The following is a 17,799-nucleotide window of genomic DNA, read 5'->3' on the forward strand; positions in this document are numbered from 1 at the left end:
TTTTAAGACACATATAATCAAAAACTATAGCTTCATAAATTTTTAAAATTTATTTAATACATAAATCTTCAAGTCCTGCTTATATTTGCTACTTAAAATTTATTAATTAATTATATAAAAATTTAATCATGGCATTAGTAGGAAAACAATTTCCAGATTTAAACGTAGACGCAATGAACGAAATGGGTGACACCTTTAAATTAAACGTTCTTGAAGAAGCAAAAAACAACAATAAAAAAGTATTATTATTTTGGTACCCAAAAGACTTTACTTTTGTTTGCCCAACAGAATTACACGCTTTTCAAGCTGCTTTAGCAGAATTTGAAAAAAGAAACACTATCGTAATTGGTGCTTCTTGTGACACTCCAGAAGTACACTTTGCATGGTTAAACACTCCAAAAGATAACGGTGGTATAGAAGGTGTAACTTACCCAATCTTAGCAGATTCTAACCGTAACTTAGCTTCTACATTAGGTATTTTAGATATTACTAACGAAACTTACAACGAAGAAACTGGTGTTGTAACTGTAGAAGGAGATAACGTAACTTACAGAGCTACATACATCATTGACGAAGAAGGAAACGTACAACACGAAAGCATTAACAACATGCCATTAGGTAGAAACGTTGGTGAATACTTAAGATTAATCGATGCGTTAACTCACGTACAAGAAAAAGGAGAAGTTTGTCCAGCAAACTGGGAAGAAGGTAAAGAAGCAATGAATGCTAACAGAGATGGCGTTGCTAGTTACTTAGCAACTCACGCAAACTAGAATAATCCCTTAATTTAAAAAACACCAAATTCTATATTTTAGAATTTGGTGTTTACAATAAAACTTTCAATTATGCTTAAAGAATTAGACCAAGATAACCTACAAGAATTAGTAAATAGTAATGATACTGTAGTTGTACAATACTCTGCAACATGGTGTGGTAACTGTAGAATAATGAAGCCTAAAGTAAAAAAATTGGCTAGCGAGTTAGAAAATGTAACCTTTGTTATCGCTGACGCGGAAAAATTTCCTGAGTCAAGAAAATTAGCAACGGTAGATAACTTACCAACATTTGCAACATTTAAAAACGGAAACTTTGTTAATCAAGTACAAACTAACAAATTTGACGTTTTAAAAGATTTAGTTAACGAAGTTGCTTAATTATAAAATATGAAATTACCTGTAATAAAACACCTTACACAGTTTATAGAAGACAACGACGAAGATTACGTAGTTGAAACTATTGAAACATTAGAAGCCTTAACCGAAGTACCTTCATTAAAAGATGAAGAATTAGATGTTATTGGCGAGTTAATCTCTAATATGTATGGTGCTATTGAAGTCAATAAAATGATAAAAGATGGTATGCCTAAAAAAGAAGCGGTAAACAGCTTTATGCAACGCGTTTTAGGATCGATTGATAAATAAAAAACACTTCAAATGAAGTGTTTTTTTTATTCTAAGGTTTCAGCAATAGTGTTGAAGCCTTTTTCTTTTGCATAATCTATTGCTTTTTTTCCTTCATTATCAACAATGGTTTTATCTGCCTTATGGTTAAGCAATAGTTTTACCATATCTACTTGATTGTACATTGCTGCATAAATTAATGCTGTAATACCAGCATTGTTTTTAGCATTAATGTCTGCCTTATGTTGCAAAAGTTTTTCTGCAATTGAAGTATTTCCTTTAAATGAAACACCTATCAAAGCTGTATTACCCGATGCATCTTTACCATTAACATCTGCGTTGTGCTCTAACAATATTTCGGCAATATTTTCTTTATTAAAATAAGTTGCAAAAATTAACGGAGTAAAACCTCTTTGATCTTTAATATTAACCAAATCTGGATTTCTGGTTAATTGTGCTTTTATATTGTCTTCATTGCCAGATTGTATTGTGGCAAAAAATAATTCGTTTTCTGTCATAGCTGTATAAAATAAAAAGAGTGCTTGACACGCAAGCACTCTTAAATTAAAATTGTTTGATTATTTTTTTAAATCGTAACGATCTAAATTCATCACTTTGGTCCAAGCTTTCACAAAATCTTTTACAAATTTTTCTTGTGCATCATTTGCACCATAAAATTCTGCTATAGCTCTTAATTCGGTATTAGAACCAAAAATTAAATCGGCACGAGTTCCTTTAAATTTCACTTCTCCAGTACGTCTGTCTCTACCTTCAAAATATCTGTCGTCTTCACTTGTAGCGCTCCATGTGTAAGTAAAATCTAAAATATTAGTAAAGAAATCGTTAGTTAATGTTTCTTTTTTATCGGTAAATACACCATAATCAGAACCATCATAGTTTGCACCCAAAACTCTTAATCCACCAACTAAAACAGTCATTTCTGGAACAGTAAGCGTTAAAAGATTAGCTTTATCAACAAATAAGTCTTCAGCTGCAATTTCTAAATCAGATTTAATATAGTTCCTAAAGCCATCTGCGATAGGTTGTAAATAATTAAATCCTTCAATATCTGTTTGTTCTTGTGAAGCATCGCCTCTACCTTGTGCAAATGGCACTTCTATATTATGACCTGCTTTTTTAGCTGCTTGTTCGACACCAACACTTCCTGCAAGTACAATTAAATCTGCAATTGAAACTTCACCATCAAAATCGTTTTTTATACCTTCTAATTTTGATAACACTTTGTCTAATTCTTTTGGATTGTTAACTTCCCAACTTCTTTGCGGCTCTAAACGTAGTCTTCCGCCATTAGCGCCACCACGTTTATCAGATCCTCTAAACGTTGAAGCAGATGCCCAAGCAGTAGTTACCATTTGAGATATTGATAAACCAGAATCTAAAATCATTTCTTTCAATTTCGAAATATCGCCTTCAGATAATTTATAATTTACTTTAGGAATTGGATCTTGCCATAACAATTGTTCTTTTGGTACTTCAGGACCTAAATAACGGTCTATTGGTCCCATATCTCTATGTGTTAATTTGTACCACGCACGAGCAAAAGCATCTTCAAACGCTTTATGATCTTTATGGAATTTCTGAGAAATCTTTAAATACTCAGGATCTGTTTTTAAAGCAATATCTGCAGTAGTCATCATTAAATCTTGTGTCCCATTTGGATCACCTGCTTTTGGCGCCTTTCTAGCTTTTGAAGCTTCAGTAGGTTTCCATTGGTATGCTCCAGCAGGACTTTTTGTTAATTCCCAATCATAATTTAATAATACATCAAAATAATCGTGATCCCATTGTGTTGGGTTTGGTGTCCAAGCACCTTCTATTCCACTAGTAATAGTATCGTCTAAAACTCCAGTACCAAAAGTATTTTTCCAACCCGTACTCATTTCTTCAATAGAAGCACCATGTGGCTCAACACCAACATATTTGCTAGGATCTGCTGCACCATGAGCTTTCCCAAACGTATGCCCACCAGCGATTAATGCAACAGTTTCTTCATCATCCATAGCCATACGCCCAAAAGTTTCTCTAACATCTTTAGCAGAACCCATTGGATCTGGATTACCGTCTGGTCCTTCAGGATTTACATAAATCCAACCCATCATTACTGCTGCTAAAGGATCTTCAAGATCTCTTTCTTCTACATCTTTACTATCGCCATAACGCGCTTCATTTGCGCCCCATTCTGTTTCACTTCCCCAATATACATCTTGTTCTGGTTCCCATATATCTTCTCTTCCTCCTGCAAAACCAAAGGTTTTAAAGCCCATTGACTCTAAAGCACAGTTTCCTGCTAAAATCATTAAATCTGCCCAAGATATTTTTCGTCCGTATTTTTTCTTTATAGGCCAAAGTAAAAGTCTTGCTTTGTCAAGGTTACCATTGTCAGGCCAACTATTAATTGGGGCAAATCTTTGGTTACCGCCACCAGCGCCACCACGTCCATCTCCTACTCTGTAAGTACCTGCACTGTGCCAAGCCATTCTAATCATAAATCCACCATAATGTCCATAATCTGCAGGCCACCAATCTTGAGAATCTGTCATTAAATCTATGACTTCTTGCTTAAGTTGATTATAATCAAGACTATTAAACTCCTTAGCATAGTCAAAATCATCGTCTAAAGGATTAGAGTTTGGTGCATGCTGACGTAAAATGTTTAATTTTAATTCGTTTGGCCACCAATCGCGGTTTTTCAGTCCGCCACCAGCTGTTTTTTTGATAGTTCCGCTAAGAAAAGGACATTTTGCTGAACTTTCATTGATTTCAAAGTTCTCTCCATTAGGATTTTCGTTAGAATTGCTTTTCATATTAATAGTTTTAAAGTTTTTATAATATTTCAATAAAATTAACTATTAAATTTACAAAAAATTGATCAAAAAAATTGATTGTTACTATTTAATCATAAGTTAAACTTATGTAAATTTACGAAACAATAATTTCAAATTATAACAATAAACAGTGTTTAAAAAATGTGTTTAGCGTATTATTTTTAAATTTGAAAAAAATTAAATGTTATGGCAAAAATAACCCTAGGAGGCAATCCTGTAGAAACTGTTGGAAATTTACCTAAAGTAGGTAATGATGCTCCAAATTTTAATTTAACTAATACAGATTTATCAGAAAAAACACTTGCTGATTACAAAGGAAGTAAAGTGGTTTTAAACATATTTCCTAGTGTTGATACTGGTACATGTGCAACATCGGTAAGAACTTTTAACAAAAAAGCATCAGAAGTAGAAAACACAAAAATAATTTGCATATCAAGAGACTTACCTTTTGCTATGTCTAGATTTTGTGGTGCAGAAGGTATTGACAACTTAGATATGCTATCAGATTTTAAAACAGGTGAGTTTGGTAATAATTATGGTTTAGCGTTTAAAAATGGACCTTTTGAAACCTTACATTCTAGATGTATTGTTATTTTAGATGAAAATGGAAAAGTAATTTACACAGAACAAGTAGAAGAAGTAGCAGACGAACCTAACTATGAAGCAGCTCTTAGTGCTTTGTCTAATGAATAAAACAAAAGAACCTTTTATTATAAATCGTCTTAAAAGTGTTAAATATGCCTTTTTAGGTATGTTACGCTTAATTAAAACAGAAGCTAGTATACAGATACAATTTGTTATTGCAATTATTGTAACTGTTGCTGGCTTTTATTACTCCATTTCTAACACAGAATGGATTATGCAATGCTTTGCTATTGGAATGGTTATGAGTATTGAAGGATTAAATACTGCTGTAGAAGAAGTCGCAAATTTTATCCATCCCAATCATCATCCTAAAATTGGAATAATTAAAGATGTTGCAGCTGGCGCTGTTTTTATTGCTTCAATCGCTGCGTCAATTATTGGTTTAATAATTTATATTCCTAAGATTTTTTAAACAATTATCCATTAGGATAAACGTTAACAATTTGTATTTTTACCCAAATTAAAAAACCGTTAATGGCCAAAGCAAAAAAAACATCTAAAACCAAAAACAAGCCACGCTTTAAAAAACCTGATTTTACGTTGAACAATCAACAAAAATTAGTCTTTGGTAGCTTTTTGGTTATACTTGGATTTTTGCTGTTTACTGCTTTCTTATCCTTTATTTTTACCGGAAAAGCTGATCAAAGTGCCTTATCAGAATTTACAACTAGAGATGTCGAAACACAAAATTGGCTTAGTAAAGTTGGTGCTTGGTTAAGTGATGTTTTTATCCAACGTGGTTTTGGTATTGCGTCATTTATATTTTCTGGCTTAACTTTTCTTTCAGGTGTATTTGTACTAATGGATTTAAGCAAAACCAAATTAAGAAGACATTGGTTTTGGGGTACATTAATAATCATATGGTTTTCAGTTTTATTCGGATTTTTCACTTCTAAAAATGACATTTTAAGCGGAACAATAGGCTTTGAAGTTAATACCTTTTTTCAAGATTATATAGGAAAATTAGGAACTGTACTTCTATTAATTTTTGCTTTTATAACCTATTTAGCAGTTCGTTTTAAATTTACCCCGCAACGTATAGCTTCGCTTTTCAATAAAGCTAAAGCAGAAATTAAAGACGATTTAAAAGAAGATTTTACTCCTGTTGATAATTCTCATTCTGAAGAAGCAGAAAATATAAAATCTGCTTTTGAAGTCAATAAAGATGTAGAACCTACAATTACAAATCATCCAACAACCGAAACATCAACAACATTTGAAGTATCTACACCAAAAGATGAAGAAGAAGTTGAAGAACCTATTTTAAAAACTTCGATTAAAGAAGAAAATAGTGAAGAAGACGTTAAAATTGAAGTAGAAACAGTAAAAGAAGAAGAATCTGAAACTGATAATCTTGCAAATAAATTAGTTGAAGATTTTGGACAATTTGACCCTACTTTAGAGCTTGGTAAATATCAATATCCGCCTTTAGACTTACTTAAAAAATATGATAATGAAGGTGTTACCATTAATCAAGAAGAATTAGAAGAAAACAAAAACCGAATTGTAGAAACCTTAAACAACTACAAAATTGGTATAGATAGTATTAAAGCTACTATTGGCCCAACAGTAACACTTTACGAAATTGTTCCGGAAGCTGGTGTGCGTATTTCTAAAATTAAAAACTTAGAAGACGATATTGCTTTATCATTAGCTGCGCTTGGTATTCGTATAATTGCGCCAATTCCTGGTAAAGGCACTATTGGTATAGAAGTGCCTAATAAAAATGCAACAATCGTATCAATGCGATCTGTAATTGCGTCTCAAAAATTTCAAAAATCAGAAATGCAATTACCAATTGCTATTGGTAAAACTATTAGTAATGAAACATTGGTTATAGACCTTGCCAAAATGCCTCATTTACTTATGGCTGGTGCAACAGGACAAGGTAAATCGGTTGGTTTAAATGCGGTATTAACTTCACTTTTATACAAAAAACATCCTGCCGAAGTAAAATTTGTACTAGTAGACCCTAAAAAAGTTGAACTTACACTTTTTAATAAAATTGAAAGACATTATTTAGCAAAATTACCCGATAGTGAAGATGCTATTATAACAGATAACACAAAGGTTATTAACACATTAAATTCTTTGTGTATAGAAATGGATAATCGCTACGAATTGCTTAAAAATGCACTTTGTAGAAACATTTCTGAATACAATGCCAAATTTAAAGCTAGAAAACTAAACCCTAACGACGGACACCAGTTTTTACCTTACATTGTATTAGTAGTCGATGAGTTTGCAGATTTAATAATGACTGCTGGTAAAGAAGTAGAAACACCTATTGCACGTTTAGCGCAATTAGCACGTGCTATTGGTATTCATCTTATTATTGCAACTCAACGTCCTTCTGTAAACGTAATTACAGGTATTATTAAAGCCAATTTCCCAGCACGTATTGCGTTTAGAGTAACTTCAAAAATAGACTCGCGTACCATTTTAGATGGCGCTGGAGCAGACCAATTAATTGGACGTGGAGACATGCTTTACACACAAGGTAATGATATGATACGTATACAGTGTGCTTTTGTAGACACTCCAGAAGTAGAAAAAATAGTAGATTTTATTGGCGCACAAAAAGCATATCCTGATGCTTATTTATTACCAGAATATGTTGGTGAAGAAAGTGGCACAAGTCTTGATATAGATATATCGGACAGAGATAAACTCTTCCGCGAAGCTGCAGAAATTATTGTAACAGCACAACAAGGATCTGCCTCTTTACTACAACGTAAACTTAAATTAGGCTACAATCGTGCAGGTCGTATTATTGATCAATTAGAAGCTGCAGGTATTGTTGGCGGATTTGAAGGTAGTAAAGCAAGACAAGTGTTAGTACCTGATTTACTAGCTTTAGAACAACTATTAGAAAACGAAACAAATTAAAATGAAAAAGTTATTATTCCTTTTTTTAAGTACAATTTTTACTCTAACAACTTATGCGCAAGACGCTAAAGCAAAAGCTTTACTAGACGAGGTTTCTACTAAAGCAAAAAATTACAAAAACATAAGTATTGACTTTAAATATGTATTAGAAAATACTGAAGAGAATATAAGACAAGAAACACGTGGTGATGTAATCATGGAAGGTGAAAAATATAGACTTAACATATTAGGTATTACACGTATTTTTGATGGTCAAAATTTATACAGTATAAGCCCAGAAGATGAAGAAGTTACTGTCTCTAAAGCCTCTAGTGAAGATCAAAATACAATTACACCAAGTAAAATGCTTAGCTTTTACGAAGATGGATTTACTTATAAAATGGACATTGTACAAAATGTACAAGGAAGAAAAATACAATTTGTAAAATTAACTCCGATAGACTCTTCTTCAGAAATTAAATATGTGCTTTTAGGCATAGATAATAAAACGAAACACATTTATAGATTAATTGAAATTGGCAAAAACGGTACTAAAACAACCCTAACTGTTAATTCTTTTAAAACTAACGAAACATTATCAAAATCCTTATTTACATTTGATCAAGAAAAGTATAAGGACTACTACATCAACAAATTAGATTAATTTTTTGGGGTGAAAATACTAGATAGATACATATTAACCTCTTACTTAAAAACTTTTATCAGCGTGTTTGTAATACTCATGCTGATTTTTGTTTTACAAGCCATATGGTTATACATTAAAGAATTAGCAGGAAAAGACTTAGACGTAGTGACTATCCTTAAGTTTTTAATGTACATCACTCCTACACTTATTCCTTTAATTTTACCACTTACTATTTTGTTATCTTCTATAATGGTGTTTGGTAATTTTGCTGAAAACTATGAGTTTGCTGCAATGAAAAGTACAGGTATTTCTCTTCAAAGAGCAATGTCTGGTTTAGGCGTTTTCATATTTATTCTATCTATAACAACTTTTTTCTTTAGTAATAATGTTATTCCTTGGGCACATTACGAAAGCCATAACTTAAGAAAAAATATAGCCAAAGTTAAACCAGCTATGGCAATAGCAGAAGGACAATTTAATGACATTGGTGATGATTTTAATATTAAAGTTGAAGAAAAAAGCGGCGAAAACGGTAAGTTTTTAAAAGGTGTTACAATTCATAAAAAAGGATCTAAGACAATTGCTGGTAACCATACAGTGATAGTTGCTAAAACTGGTGAGTTAGCAAGTCAAGAAGATTCTAACATACTAAAACTAATTCTTTATGATGGGTATTATTATGATGATACACCTCCAAAAAAACTAAAAGACCGCCAGAAAAAACCATTTGTAAAAAGTGAGTTTAAGAAGCACATTATGAACATTGATTTAACAGAGCTAAATAATGTAGATTTAGACGAAAAAAATGTTGATAATAAATACACGATGCTAAATATAGCAGAGCTAAATCACACTTTAGATTCTCTTAAACTAGAAAGACAAGATAATGTCATGGAGTTTTCTAAATCCATGTATAATAGAACAAACATTGCTACCTTAAACATCTCTTTAAAGTCAAAAAAAGATACTATATACGAAGGACCATTATTAGACCTCTTTGATACTAGATTTAAAGTACAGTTATTAGATTATGCGGTAAATAATGTATCAAGTACAAAACAAATAATGACTTCTAAAGAAAAAACTCTAAAAAACAAGAGTATTTGGATTAACAAACATGGTATAGAATTACATAAAAAGTTTGCTTTAGCTGTTGCTTGTATTATTCTATTTTTTGTAGGAGCTCCTTTAGGTGCTTTAATTAGAAAAGGTGGATTAGGATTACCAATGGTTATTGCTATTGTATTATTTTTAACCTATCATTTTATTGGTTTATTTGCAGAAAATAGTGCCAAAAATGGTAAATTAAATCCAGTTCTTTCGGCTTGGTTTTCTACACTAATAATGTTTCCTCTAAGTATATTTTTAACAAAACGTGCTACAGAAGATAGAGGCTTGTTTGAATTTGACCACATAACAGTACCAATTAAAAAATGGTACAACTCGAAATTTGGAAGTAAAAAATCAAAAACACAAACAACCAATCAAGACAAAAAAAGAGCTATTGTAGCAGAGGCTTTAGGTGAAACTACAGAAACTATCATAAAACCAAAAGTTAACCCAATAGATAAGACTACTTTAAAAGAATTTAAACTGCTTTCCAAAATTAGTCTTATAACCTACATATTGGCTCTAGCTTTATTTATATTATTTTTTGTTTTCAAAAACAATAAGTTACCACAATTAGCAGAAGCAGGAATACAGATTAGTGCAATATCTTATATAGTTTTTATTTTTAACTATATAAAAACATTTAGGCACTACAGTAAAATGCTTAAAACTTTAAATAAAACTAAAGAGACACTTTTATTTAAAATATTAGGTTTTATCCTCTATCCTATTATTCATGTTAATAGAAATCTAAAAATCAAATCTTAAACCTATAAAAGCTTAAAAATAGCTTATCTTTGCACAAATTTTAAGGTAATGAGCACAAAAACAGTTAGCGCAGTAGACGTAAAATTAAACACTATAGAAGAAGCTATTCAAGATATTAAAGCAGGAAAAGTAATTATAGTTGTTGATGATGAAGACAGAGAAAATGAAGGCGACTTCCTAGCTGCTGCCGAATTAGTTACTCCGGAGATGATTAACTTTATGGCAACACATGGTCGAGGATTAATTTGTACACCACTTACCGAAAAAAGATGTAAAGAATTAGATCTACACATGATGGTTACTAATAATACAGACCACATGGAAACAGCATTTACAGTATCTGTAGATTTAAAAGGTCAAGGTGTAACAACAGGGATTTCTGCTGCAGATAGATCTAAAACCGTTCAAGCTTTAATAAATCCAAATACAAAACCTTATGATTTAGCAAGACCAGGTCATATATTTCCTTTAGTAGCAAAAGAAGGTGGTGTTTTAAGACGTACTGGTCATACTGAAGCAGCTATAGATTTTGCCAGATTAGCTGGACTACAACCAGCTGGTGTTATCGTTGAAATCATGAATGAAGACGGTACTATGGCGCGCTTACCTCAATTAATAAAAGTTGCTGAAAAGTTCGATTTAAAAATAGTTTCTATTGAAGATTTAGTGGCTTATCGTATGGAACACGATTCCTTAATAATTAAAAAGGAAGATTTTAATATAGAAACACGTTTTGGTAATTACAGGTTAAGAGCTTACCAACAAACCACTAATAACCAAATTCATATTGCTTTAACTAAAGGCGATTGGACTAGTAAGGATGAAGTATTAACTAGAGTTAACTCTACTTTAGTAAATAATGATATTTTAGGTACTTTAACTAATAATGCAGACCAAAAGTTAGATAATATGTTTAAAGTAATAAATAAAGAAGGTAAAGGAGCCATCTTATTTATTAATCAACAAGCAGAAAGCATGAATTTATTACAACGTCTTTCGGTTTTAAAAGAAAAACAGGTACCTAATAAAATTACAAAAGCTCCTGCTATAGCAATGGACAATAAAGACTTTGGGATTGGAGCCCAAATACTTCATGATTTAAATATTCATAAATTAAAATTAATTTCTAACTCACAACAAACCAAACGTGTAGGAATGATTGGTTATGGGTTAGAAATTGTAGAATATGTAAATTATTAAAGAGATTCTTTTATAGCTTGAACCATTAATTTAGCTCTTTCTTTCACTTCTGCTTCAGTCCAAGATAATTTGATTAAGCATGAGATATTTCTACCAATAAAGTGGTCTGATTGATCAAATGTTTTATCCTTTAGATAAGACAAACCTTCTTTTACCTCTTTAGATACAGGATATAGGGTTTTTATCTCTTTTAAATGTTCCCATTTACGTACATAATGCCAATTGTTATCGTAATAATGAAAACAAGCATCTACACCTTTCTCTTTAAATGAAGCAATAACTTTCCTTGCTGTATCCAAATTAGGTAAAAAGAAATTTAAAAAAGCATAGCTTTCTTCTCCTCCTTCGGGAACAGTTCTAAAAGTAACTTCTTCAATTTCGGATATTGCTTTTCTTAAAGTTGTGTAATTTTTCTTTTGAATAGCTATAAAGTCTTTCAACCTTCTTACTTGAGCTAATCCAACTGCAGCATTAAGTTCTGAAATCCTAAAATTATAACCTAAAACTGGATGAGATTCTGCTCCTCTATCATTACCAATATGGTCATGACCATGATCACTAAACTGATCTGCATGTTTGGCAAATTCTGGATTATTTGTTAGCACTGCTCCACCTTCACCGCAAGTTATAGTTTTTACAAAATCGAAGGATAAAGAACCTACATCACCGTAAGTTCCTAAATATTTTCCTTTATAAGTACCACCAACAGCTTGACATGCATCTTCTGCAAGAATTAAATTATTGTCATCACAAATTTCTTTTAAAGCGTCTAAATCTGCCATACTACCACACATATGTACAGGCATTATAGCTTTTGTTTTTGGTGTGATTGCTTTTTTTACTGCTTCAGGACTTAAAGTTAATGTGTCATCTATATCTACTAAAACAGGTATAGCTCCTAGCATCATAATAGCTTCAAAAGACGCTACAAATGTAAAACAAGGTACAATAACCTCATCTCCTGCTCCTACGCCTGCTATTGCTAAAGACGCAGAAACTGCAGCTGTTCCATTTGTAACTAATTGTGCGTGCTTTACTTGTAAAGTAGATTGTAATTCTTCTTCTAAAGATTTAGCTTTATAATGTCCGTTACGCATAGCATCAAATCCGTAACGCATTAATATACCGCTATCTAATACATCTTGCACTTCTTTTCGCTCTGCTTCACCAAAGCTTTCAAATCCTGGCATAATTTTTATTTTATTAATTTCAAATTTACTATTAATAAGAAGAAAAAAAAAGCGTCATAACATAAAGTCACAACGCTTTTTTCTATAAATTATTAATATTTAATAATTTTCTAATATTGAATCTATAAATGCAAAATGTCTATCTGTTTCTCTTAAAAAAGTATAGCCTGACAGCTCTCCTATAACTTTCAAATTATCATCTAAAGCAACAAGGTTAGGGTAACTACCTTCTTTGTTGTATTTTCTTACAACTTCAAAATTCTTTTTTCTTTGTTCTTCTGTAATTATGTCTGTACGTCTTGGTATATCAATCATTAATAAAACAAATTGCTTAGATTTAGTTTCAAATTCATCAGAATCAAAAAAATCTTCTTTTAACATTTTGCATGGTGCACACCAATCACTTCCTGTAAATAACACTAAAATAGGTTTTTTAGAAGATGTTGCTTCTACTTTTGCTTTGCTTAAATCTGTTAACCAGTTTAAACTTGAATGTTCTTCCTCTTGAGAAAATAAAAGTGAAGAAAAAAATAAACTAAATATGAAAATTAAATGTTTCATTACTTTAAGATTATATGTAAAAATCTATTATTTATATCTAAATAACAACAATTAAGCCAACATATTACATTATTTAAAGATGATCATATCTTCTATGGGCTTTCTTACTTTTTTTAGACTAGCCATAAAATCATCTTCAGAACGATAACCTATAGGCATAACCAATACACTTTTTAAATTTAGTTTATTTAAACCTAAAATTTCATCAAATTTATCTGGGTTAAAACCTTCCATTGGGCATGAATCTATTTTTAACATAGCACAAACAGTCAATAAGTTTCCCATAGCTAAATATGCTTGGTTTTTTGCCCATGCTTCAATTTCTTCCTGAGTTTTTAGTTTAAAATCTTCAATCAAAAACTTTTTAAAAGGATTTAAAATATCGTCTGGAGTATTCCTGGTTTGCTTTACTAAATTAAAATAGTCTGAAATTTTATCTTCATTAACTTCAGAGTCTATACAAAAAACTAAAACATGTGATGCATCCTTTACTTGTTGTTGCATCATTGAAAATTTTACTAACTCTTCTTGTTTTAATTCATCTTGCAAAACAACAAGTTTTATTGGTTGCAAACCGTAAGAAGAAGCTGTAAGGTTAAAAGCTTCTATAATTTTATCGATATCATCTTTAGATACTTTTTTATTATTATCAAATTTTTTTGTGGCATATCTCCATTTTAAATCTTCTGAAATATTCATCTTAACTTTTTGAGCAAAAATAATATAGCTTACTGATATATAGAGTCCTAAAAAGATAAATTTAACATACTTAAACTCTTTCAAAATCAGAATTTTTTTTTTATAAAAAAAAGTTCATTTTTATTTGAAATAAATCAAAAAGCTATCTATATTTGCACTCGCATTTGGGAAATACCCAATGAGACACACTGGAGAAATGGCAGAGTGGTCGAATGCGGCAGTCTTGAAAACTGTTGAGGGTCACACCTCCGGGGGTTCGAATCCCTCTTTCTCCGCTAAAACCCTTGTAAAATATTCATTTTGCAAGGGTTTTTACTTTTAGGTTTAATTATGGGTGTAAATTTATGTATTCTAGCTAAAAAAGAATAAGCCTATTGTTTTTCTATCATTGTTAATATTTTATATACTAGTATTAAAGCGCTTTTCGAAACTTCTAATTGATTAAAAGTCCCCGAAATATATGTATCTAATTGCGGACAATACCATAAAAACGACGCTGTAGATCCAGAATGACCAATAAGCTGCAAGTCAGATTTTGTATTAGTTAATTTATCAATAGACACTTGTCTTATCCCAAAACCGTATTCCATTCCTTTTGTTTCAGTTACCCAATTTTGCATGGCTAAACGTGTGTCTTTCTTTACAATTTTATCGGTATTAAAGGCTTTTAAAAATGCTATTAAATCGTGAGTGGTTGAGACTAAACCGCCTCCGCCCCAATCGGCACTTAAGCTTTTAAGAGACGATAATTCATATTGACTCGCATAAAACTTAACGATTGGTAGTTTGTTTTCTACAGGAAATGATTTTAAGTTAACATAAGAACTATGCATGTTTAAAGGTTGAAAAATATGCTGCTTAAAGAACTTATCTAAAGATAAACCACTCACATTTTCAATAATCAACGCTAAAAGCACATACTCTGTGTCTGTATAATGATAGTCTGTCCCGGGAACAAAATGTGGTGTCATCTTGTCTTTTGAAAACTGAATCAGTTCTTCTGCAGACCACAATTTATTAGGATTCATTAATAGTTGATTAATGATATTTGGACTTCCGTCTTTAGTTTCGTCTGTGAAATAATCAGGTAAGCCAGAGGTGTGTTGCAATAAATGTGCAATGGTTAACTCTTTTGAATAGTTTTTACCATCCAATACATGAAGATTATTTACTAATGAATCTGGTAAATATTGAGCAATTTTATCTTCAAAATTTAATTTATTCTGATCCTTTAAAATACCTATTGCTGTTGCGGTAAACATCTTGGTAATGCTAGCTGTATAAAAGGGATGATCTATTGAAATAGAATCTTCTTTACTTTCCGCTATCTTAATGTTAATACCACGAGATTCAGAATACACGTGTAGTATTCCACTTTTTATATTCTCTTTTTCTAATTCAGTTTCAAAGCGTTGTTTAATTGTTGTTTCTTTTGTTTGCTGAGCAATAGCTGATAATCCAACTAAAAATATTAAACTTAGAAATAGATGTTTCATAATGTTAGTTTTAGAATTTTAAGATGGTCTTATAGGTTAAAATTTTATACCAATATAAAGATTAGGCTCAAATAGGAAATAAGAATCCCATTTGTTGTCGAGTTGCTTAAATGAATCTGGCGTATTGGTGTCAAAATGCCAAACATTACAATGAAATTGTGGTTCTATAAAAAACTGTTTCTTTTTTCCAAAAGCAAAATGATAACCTATATGATATGAGTTGTAAAGTTTAAAACCGTTAGTTATTTTTTTGTCATCAAGATCTAAATAGGTTTTGTATAACGGTAAAACTTCAACCGAAGCAAATAATCCTTTCCAAAGCATACGTTGATAAGATATACCTATACCTGTTTCGCGTAAATAACCAAGATAAAATTCGGTTTCAGAGTCTATTTTATCTTTTAGTCCGTCCCACCATTGAATGCCCATAGGTTGAAATAATCTCCATGTAGCAAATTTAAAACCAACGATGTTTTTGGCGTCAAGCTCACGTTTAACGTGTAATTCAATGTGTTGTGTGTTGGTTCTTTCGCCGCCTTTTCCAATATTTCCTAAAATAATTGCCGGAAAACTAACTCTGTATTTTAAATCTGTGTCATGGTTTTTTCCTTGTTTTGAAATCTGTTGAGCAAAACCGTGAATTGTGAATAATGTTAAGCAAATAATTAGTAATTTTTTCATTGTGATTGATGTTTAAATTGTTCGTATTTTGATTGATTATTTGATGTGACAAAAATGAAACAGAAGTGAATGTTAATCGTCCTGAATTATGATTTCAAACCTTTTTGAAATTCAATACTTATTATTCAATTTGAAGTATTTTTGAATAAAAAAAAGGCTTAACACAATTAGTGCTAAACCTCTTATTCGTTCTTAGGGTAATATTTTATAACAATGTTTCAGGATGAGATGAAAGTTTATCTACATGTTGAGTGATTTTCTCGATATCCCAATCCCACCATTTAAGTTCTAATAGTTTTGAAATGGTATCTTCAGAAAACCGCTTTTTAATAGGTTTTGCAGGATTTCCACCAACAATAGTATAGGGTTCTACGTTTTTTGCAACCACTGCTTTTGTGGCTATAATAGCGCCGTCACCAATGGTTACGCCAGGCATAATGGTAGCATCATGACCAATCCATACGTCATTACCAATTACGGTATCACCTTTGGTTGGATAGCTTTTACCATCCATAGCGTGTTGCCATGCACCACCAAATATGGCAAATGGATATGCTGATGTGGCTTCGGTTAAATGATTACCACCATTCATAATAAAGGTTGCACCAGAAGCAATCATACAAAACTTACCAATGATGAGTTTATCACCTATAAAATCAAAATGGTATTTTACGTTTTTTTCAAAGTTAGAAACATCTTCAAAATCGTCATAATAGGTGTAGTCACCAACTTCAATATTAGGATTGTTAATGGAGTTTTTCAAAAAGCACAACTTATCGTAATTGGCTAACGGAAAAACGGTATTTGGATCTGGAATATTCATAATTTATAGCGTTTTAGCTTCTTCTCTAAAATAGTCTTTTAAATGGTATCTTCCATAGGTAGGTGCCACATTATCGTCTGCCATTAATGTTAAGAAAAATTCAATAGGACCATATATTTTAACGCTGGTAAAAGTTCTTAAAGTCCAAATGGTGAATCGTCTTAAGCAATCTGGTAAATGCGTTATTTTTATTGGCTTTTTTAATGAGGTCAGTGCGAGTTTACTAATATCATTTAAGCTCAATATATCAGGACCTCCAACGGATAATTCGTTATTGTAATCTTCTAAGTTATCGACAATAGCTTTTGCTAAATCCTCTCCATGAATTGGGTTAAATTTTTGATTTCCTGATCCAAATAAATACACACGACCCGATTTTGCCATTTGCAGAAAATCTTTCATATCTGAGAAAAACCCGTTAGGTCTTACAATCGTGTAATTTAACCCTGAAGCTTTTAAAGCATCAACAAACTTTTCTTTGGCTTCAAAAATCTTCAAATTTCGATGTTTATCACCATTAATGGCAGACACATAAACAAAATGATTAACACCATTTTTTTTGGCTTCAATAAGCAAATTCATATTTGCTTGATAATCGACATCCATATAGGTTAAACCATCTTTTTGCCTCGTAATACCAACGGTTGAAATGACCGTATTTATCCCTTTGCAAATGTCTCTTAAAGTTTCTGGTTTGGTGACTTCGGCTTGCTTAATTTCCAGATAATTTTCATTAGGATTATCTAGTTGGTTTGGCTTACGGACAATAGCAACCACCTGGTTTTGTTTCTCTATTAAAACCTTTAATAAATGTCTACCAAGATAACCAGTAGCACCAGCTAATAATATATTGGTATGTTGCATTT

18 protein-coding genes and 1 tRNA gene are annotated in these 17,799 nt (G+C 31.5%); 10 read left to right on the forward strand and 9 right to left on the reverse strand.

The window, feature by feature from the left end; translation table 11 throughout:
• The first annotated feature begins 128 nt into the window (after window positions 1–128).
• The 3 genes from INR78_RS13225 to INR78_RS13235 all read left to right on the forward strand — a co-directional run bounded on the left by INR78_RS13225 (window position 129) and on the right by INR78_RS13235 (window position 1,421).
• Complete coding sequence (locus INR78_RS13225; RefSeq protein WP_027878814.1) at window positions 129–773, forward strand: peroxiredoxin; 645 nt, start codon at window positions 129–131, stop codon at window positions 771–773.
• Between the two features lie 72 nt (window positions 774–845).
• On the forward strand, window positions 846–1,154 hold the full coding sequence (locus INR78_RS13230) for a co-chaperone YbbN (protein ID WP_027878813.1): 309 nt from the start codon (window positions 846–848) through the stop codon (window positions 1,152–1,154).
• Between the two features lie 9 nt (window positions 1,155–1,163).
• Window positions 1,164–1,421, forward strand: a complete 258-nt coding sequence (locus tag INR78_RS13235) for a hypothetical protein (protein ID WP_223076896.1) — start codon at window positions 1,164–1,166, stop codon at window positions 1,419–1,421.
• Window positions 1,422–1,447: 26 nt separating this feature from the next.
• Here the strand turns inward: INR78_RS13235 and INR78_RS13240 are convergent, their stop codons facing one another.
• Window positions 1,448–1,918, reverse strand: coding sequence for an ankyrin repeat domain-containing protein (locus INR78_RS13240; protein WP_223076897.1), 471 nt, complete (start codon window positions 1,916–1,918; stop codon window positions 1,448–1,450).
• 60 nt (window positions 1,919–1,978) lie between these two features.
• Complete coding sequence (gene katG, locus INR78_RS13245) at window positions 1,979–4,225, reverse strand: catalase/peroxidase HPI (RefSeq protein WP_223076898.1); 2,247 nt, start codon at window positions 4,223–4,225, stop codon at window positions 1,979–1,981.
• 207 nt (window positions 4,226–4,432) lie between these two features.
• Here katG and tpx point away from each other — a divergent pair, with 207 nt between their 5' ends.
• From tpx to ribB, 6 genes are all read left to right on the forward strand, one after another.
• Window positions 4,433–4,939, forward strand: coding sequence for a thiol peroxidase (tpx, locus tag INR78_RS13250; RefSeq protein WP_223076899.1), 507 nt, complete (start codon window positions 4,433–4,435; stop codon window positions 4,937–4,939).
• Complete coding sequence (locus tag INR78_RS13255) at window positions 4,932–5,303, forward strand: diacylglycerol kinase (protein ID WP_223076900.1); 372 nt, start codon at window positions 4,932–4,934, stop codon at window positions 5,301–5,303. Before tpx ends, INR78_RS13255 begins: the two co-directional genes overlap by 8 nt.
• Before the next feature lie 62 nt (window positions 5,304–5,365).
• A complete protein-coding gene (locus tag INR78_RS13260) occupies window positions 5,366–7,780 on the forward strand; it encodes a DNA translocase FtsK (protein WP_223076901.1) in 2,415 nt (804 codons plus the stop codon).
• 1 nt (window position 7,781) lies between these two features.
• Window positions 7,782–8,423 (forward strand): outer membrane lipoprotein carrier protein LolA, encoded by a 642-nt coding sequence (locus INR78_RS13265; RefSeq protein WP_106678128.1) that lies wholly within the window; start codon window positions 7,782–7,784, stop codon window positions 8,421–8,423.
• Between the two features lie 9 nt (window positions 8,424–8,432).
• Complete coding sequence (locus tag INR78_RS13270; RefSeq protein ID WP_223076902.1) at window positions 8,433–10,283, forward strand: LptF/LptG family permease; 1,851 nt, start codon at window positions 8,433–8,435, stop codon at window positions 10,281–10,283.
• 48 nt (window positions 10,284–10,331) lie between these two features.
• On the forward strand, window positions 10,332–11,483 hold the full coding sequence (gene ribB / locus INR78_RS13275) for a 3,4-dihydroxy-2-butanone-4-phosphate synthase (protein ID WP_027878804.1): 1,152 nt from the start codon (window positions 10,332–10,334) through the stop codon (window positions 11,481–11,483).
• Here ribB and INR78_RS13280 read toward each other — a convergent pair.
• The 3 genes from INR78_RS13280 to INR78_RS13290 form a co-directional block, all read right to left on the reverse strand.
• A complete protein-coding gene (locus INR78_RS13280; protein WP_223076903.1) occupies window positions 11,480–12,673 on the reverse strand; it encodes a DegT/DnrJ/EryC1/StrS aminotransferase family protein in 1,194 nt (397 codons plus the stop codon). The genes ribB and INR78_RS13280 overlap by 4 nt on opposite strands.
• 99 nt (window positions 12,674–12,772) lie before the next feature.
• Window positions 12,773–13,234, reverse strand: a complete 462-nt coding sequence (locus INR78_RS13285; protein WP_223076904.1) for a thioredoxin family protein — start codon at window positions 13,232–13,234, stop codon at window positions 12,773–12,775.
• A 69-nt stretch (window positions 13,235–13,303) separates the two neighbouring features.
• Window positions 13,304–13,933 (reverse strand): NAD(P)H-dependent oxidoreductase, encoded by a 630-nt coding sequence (locus INR78_RS13290; RefSeq protein ID WP_223076905.1) that lies wholly within the window; start codon window positions 13,931–13,933, stop codon window positions 13,304–13,306.
• Window positions 13,934–14,123: 190 nt separating this feature from the next.
• Here INR78_RS13290 and INR78_RS13295 point away from each other — a divergent pair.
• A tRNA-Ser gene (locus INR78_RS13295) sits at window positions 14,124–14,208 on the forward strand.
• Window positions 14,209–14,304: 96 nt separating this feature from the next.
• Here the strand turns inward: INR78_RS13295 and INR78_RS13300 are convergent.
• The 4 genes from INR78_RS13300 to INR78_RS13315 all read right to left on the reverse strand — a co-directional run bounded on the left by INR78_RS13300 (window position 14,305) and on the right by INR78_RS13315 (window position 17,797).
• A complete protein-coding gene (locus INR78_RS13300; RefSeq protein ID WP_223076906.1) occupies window positions 14,305–15,429 on the reverse strand; it encodes a serine hydrolase in 1,125 nt (374 codons plus the stop codon).
• A gap of 36 nt (window positions 15,430–15,465) precedes the next feature.
• Window positions 15,466–16,110: a hypothetical protein gene (locus INR78_RS13305; RefSeq protein WP_223076907.1), complete on the reverse strand. Its 645-nt coding sequence runs from the start codon at window positions 16,108–16,110 to the stop codon at window positions 15,466–15,468.
• A 205-nt stretch (window positions 16,111–16,315) separates the two neighbouring features.
• Complete coding sequence (locus INR78_RS13310; RefSeq protein WP_223076908.1) at window positions 16,316–16,933, reverse strand: CatB-related O-acetyltransferase; 618 nt, start codon at window positions 16,931–16,933, stop codon at window positions 16,316–16,318.
• A gap of 3 nt (window positions 16,934–16,936) precedes the next feature.
• Window positions 16,937–17,797, reverse strand: coding sequence for an SDR family oxidoreductase (locus INR78_RS13315; RefSeq protein WP_223076909.1), 861 nt, complete (start codon window positions 17,795–17,797; stop codon window positions 16,937–16,939).
• Window positions 17,798–17,799: the final 2 nt, after the last annotated feature.

Origin of the sequence: Mesoflavibacter sp. SCSIO 43206, from assembly GCF_019904215.1 — a bacterium.
GTDB classification, from domain to species: domain Bacteria; phylum Bacteroidota; class Bacteroidia; order Flavobacteriales; family Flavobacteriaceae; genus Mesoflavibacter; species Mesoflavibacter zeaxanthinifaciens.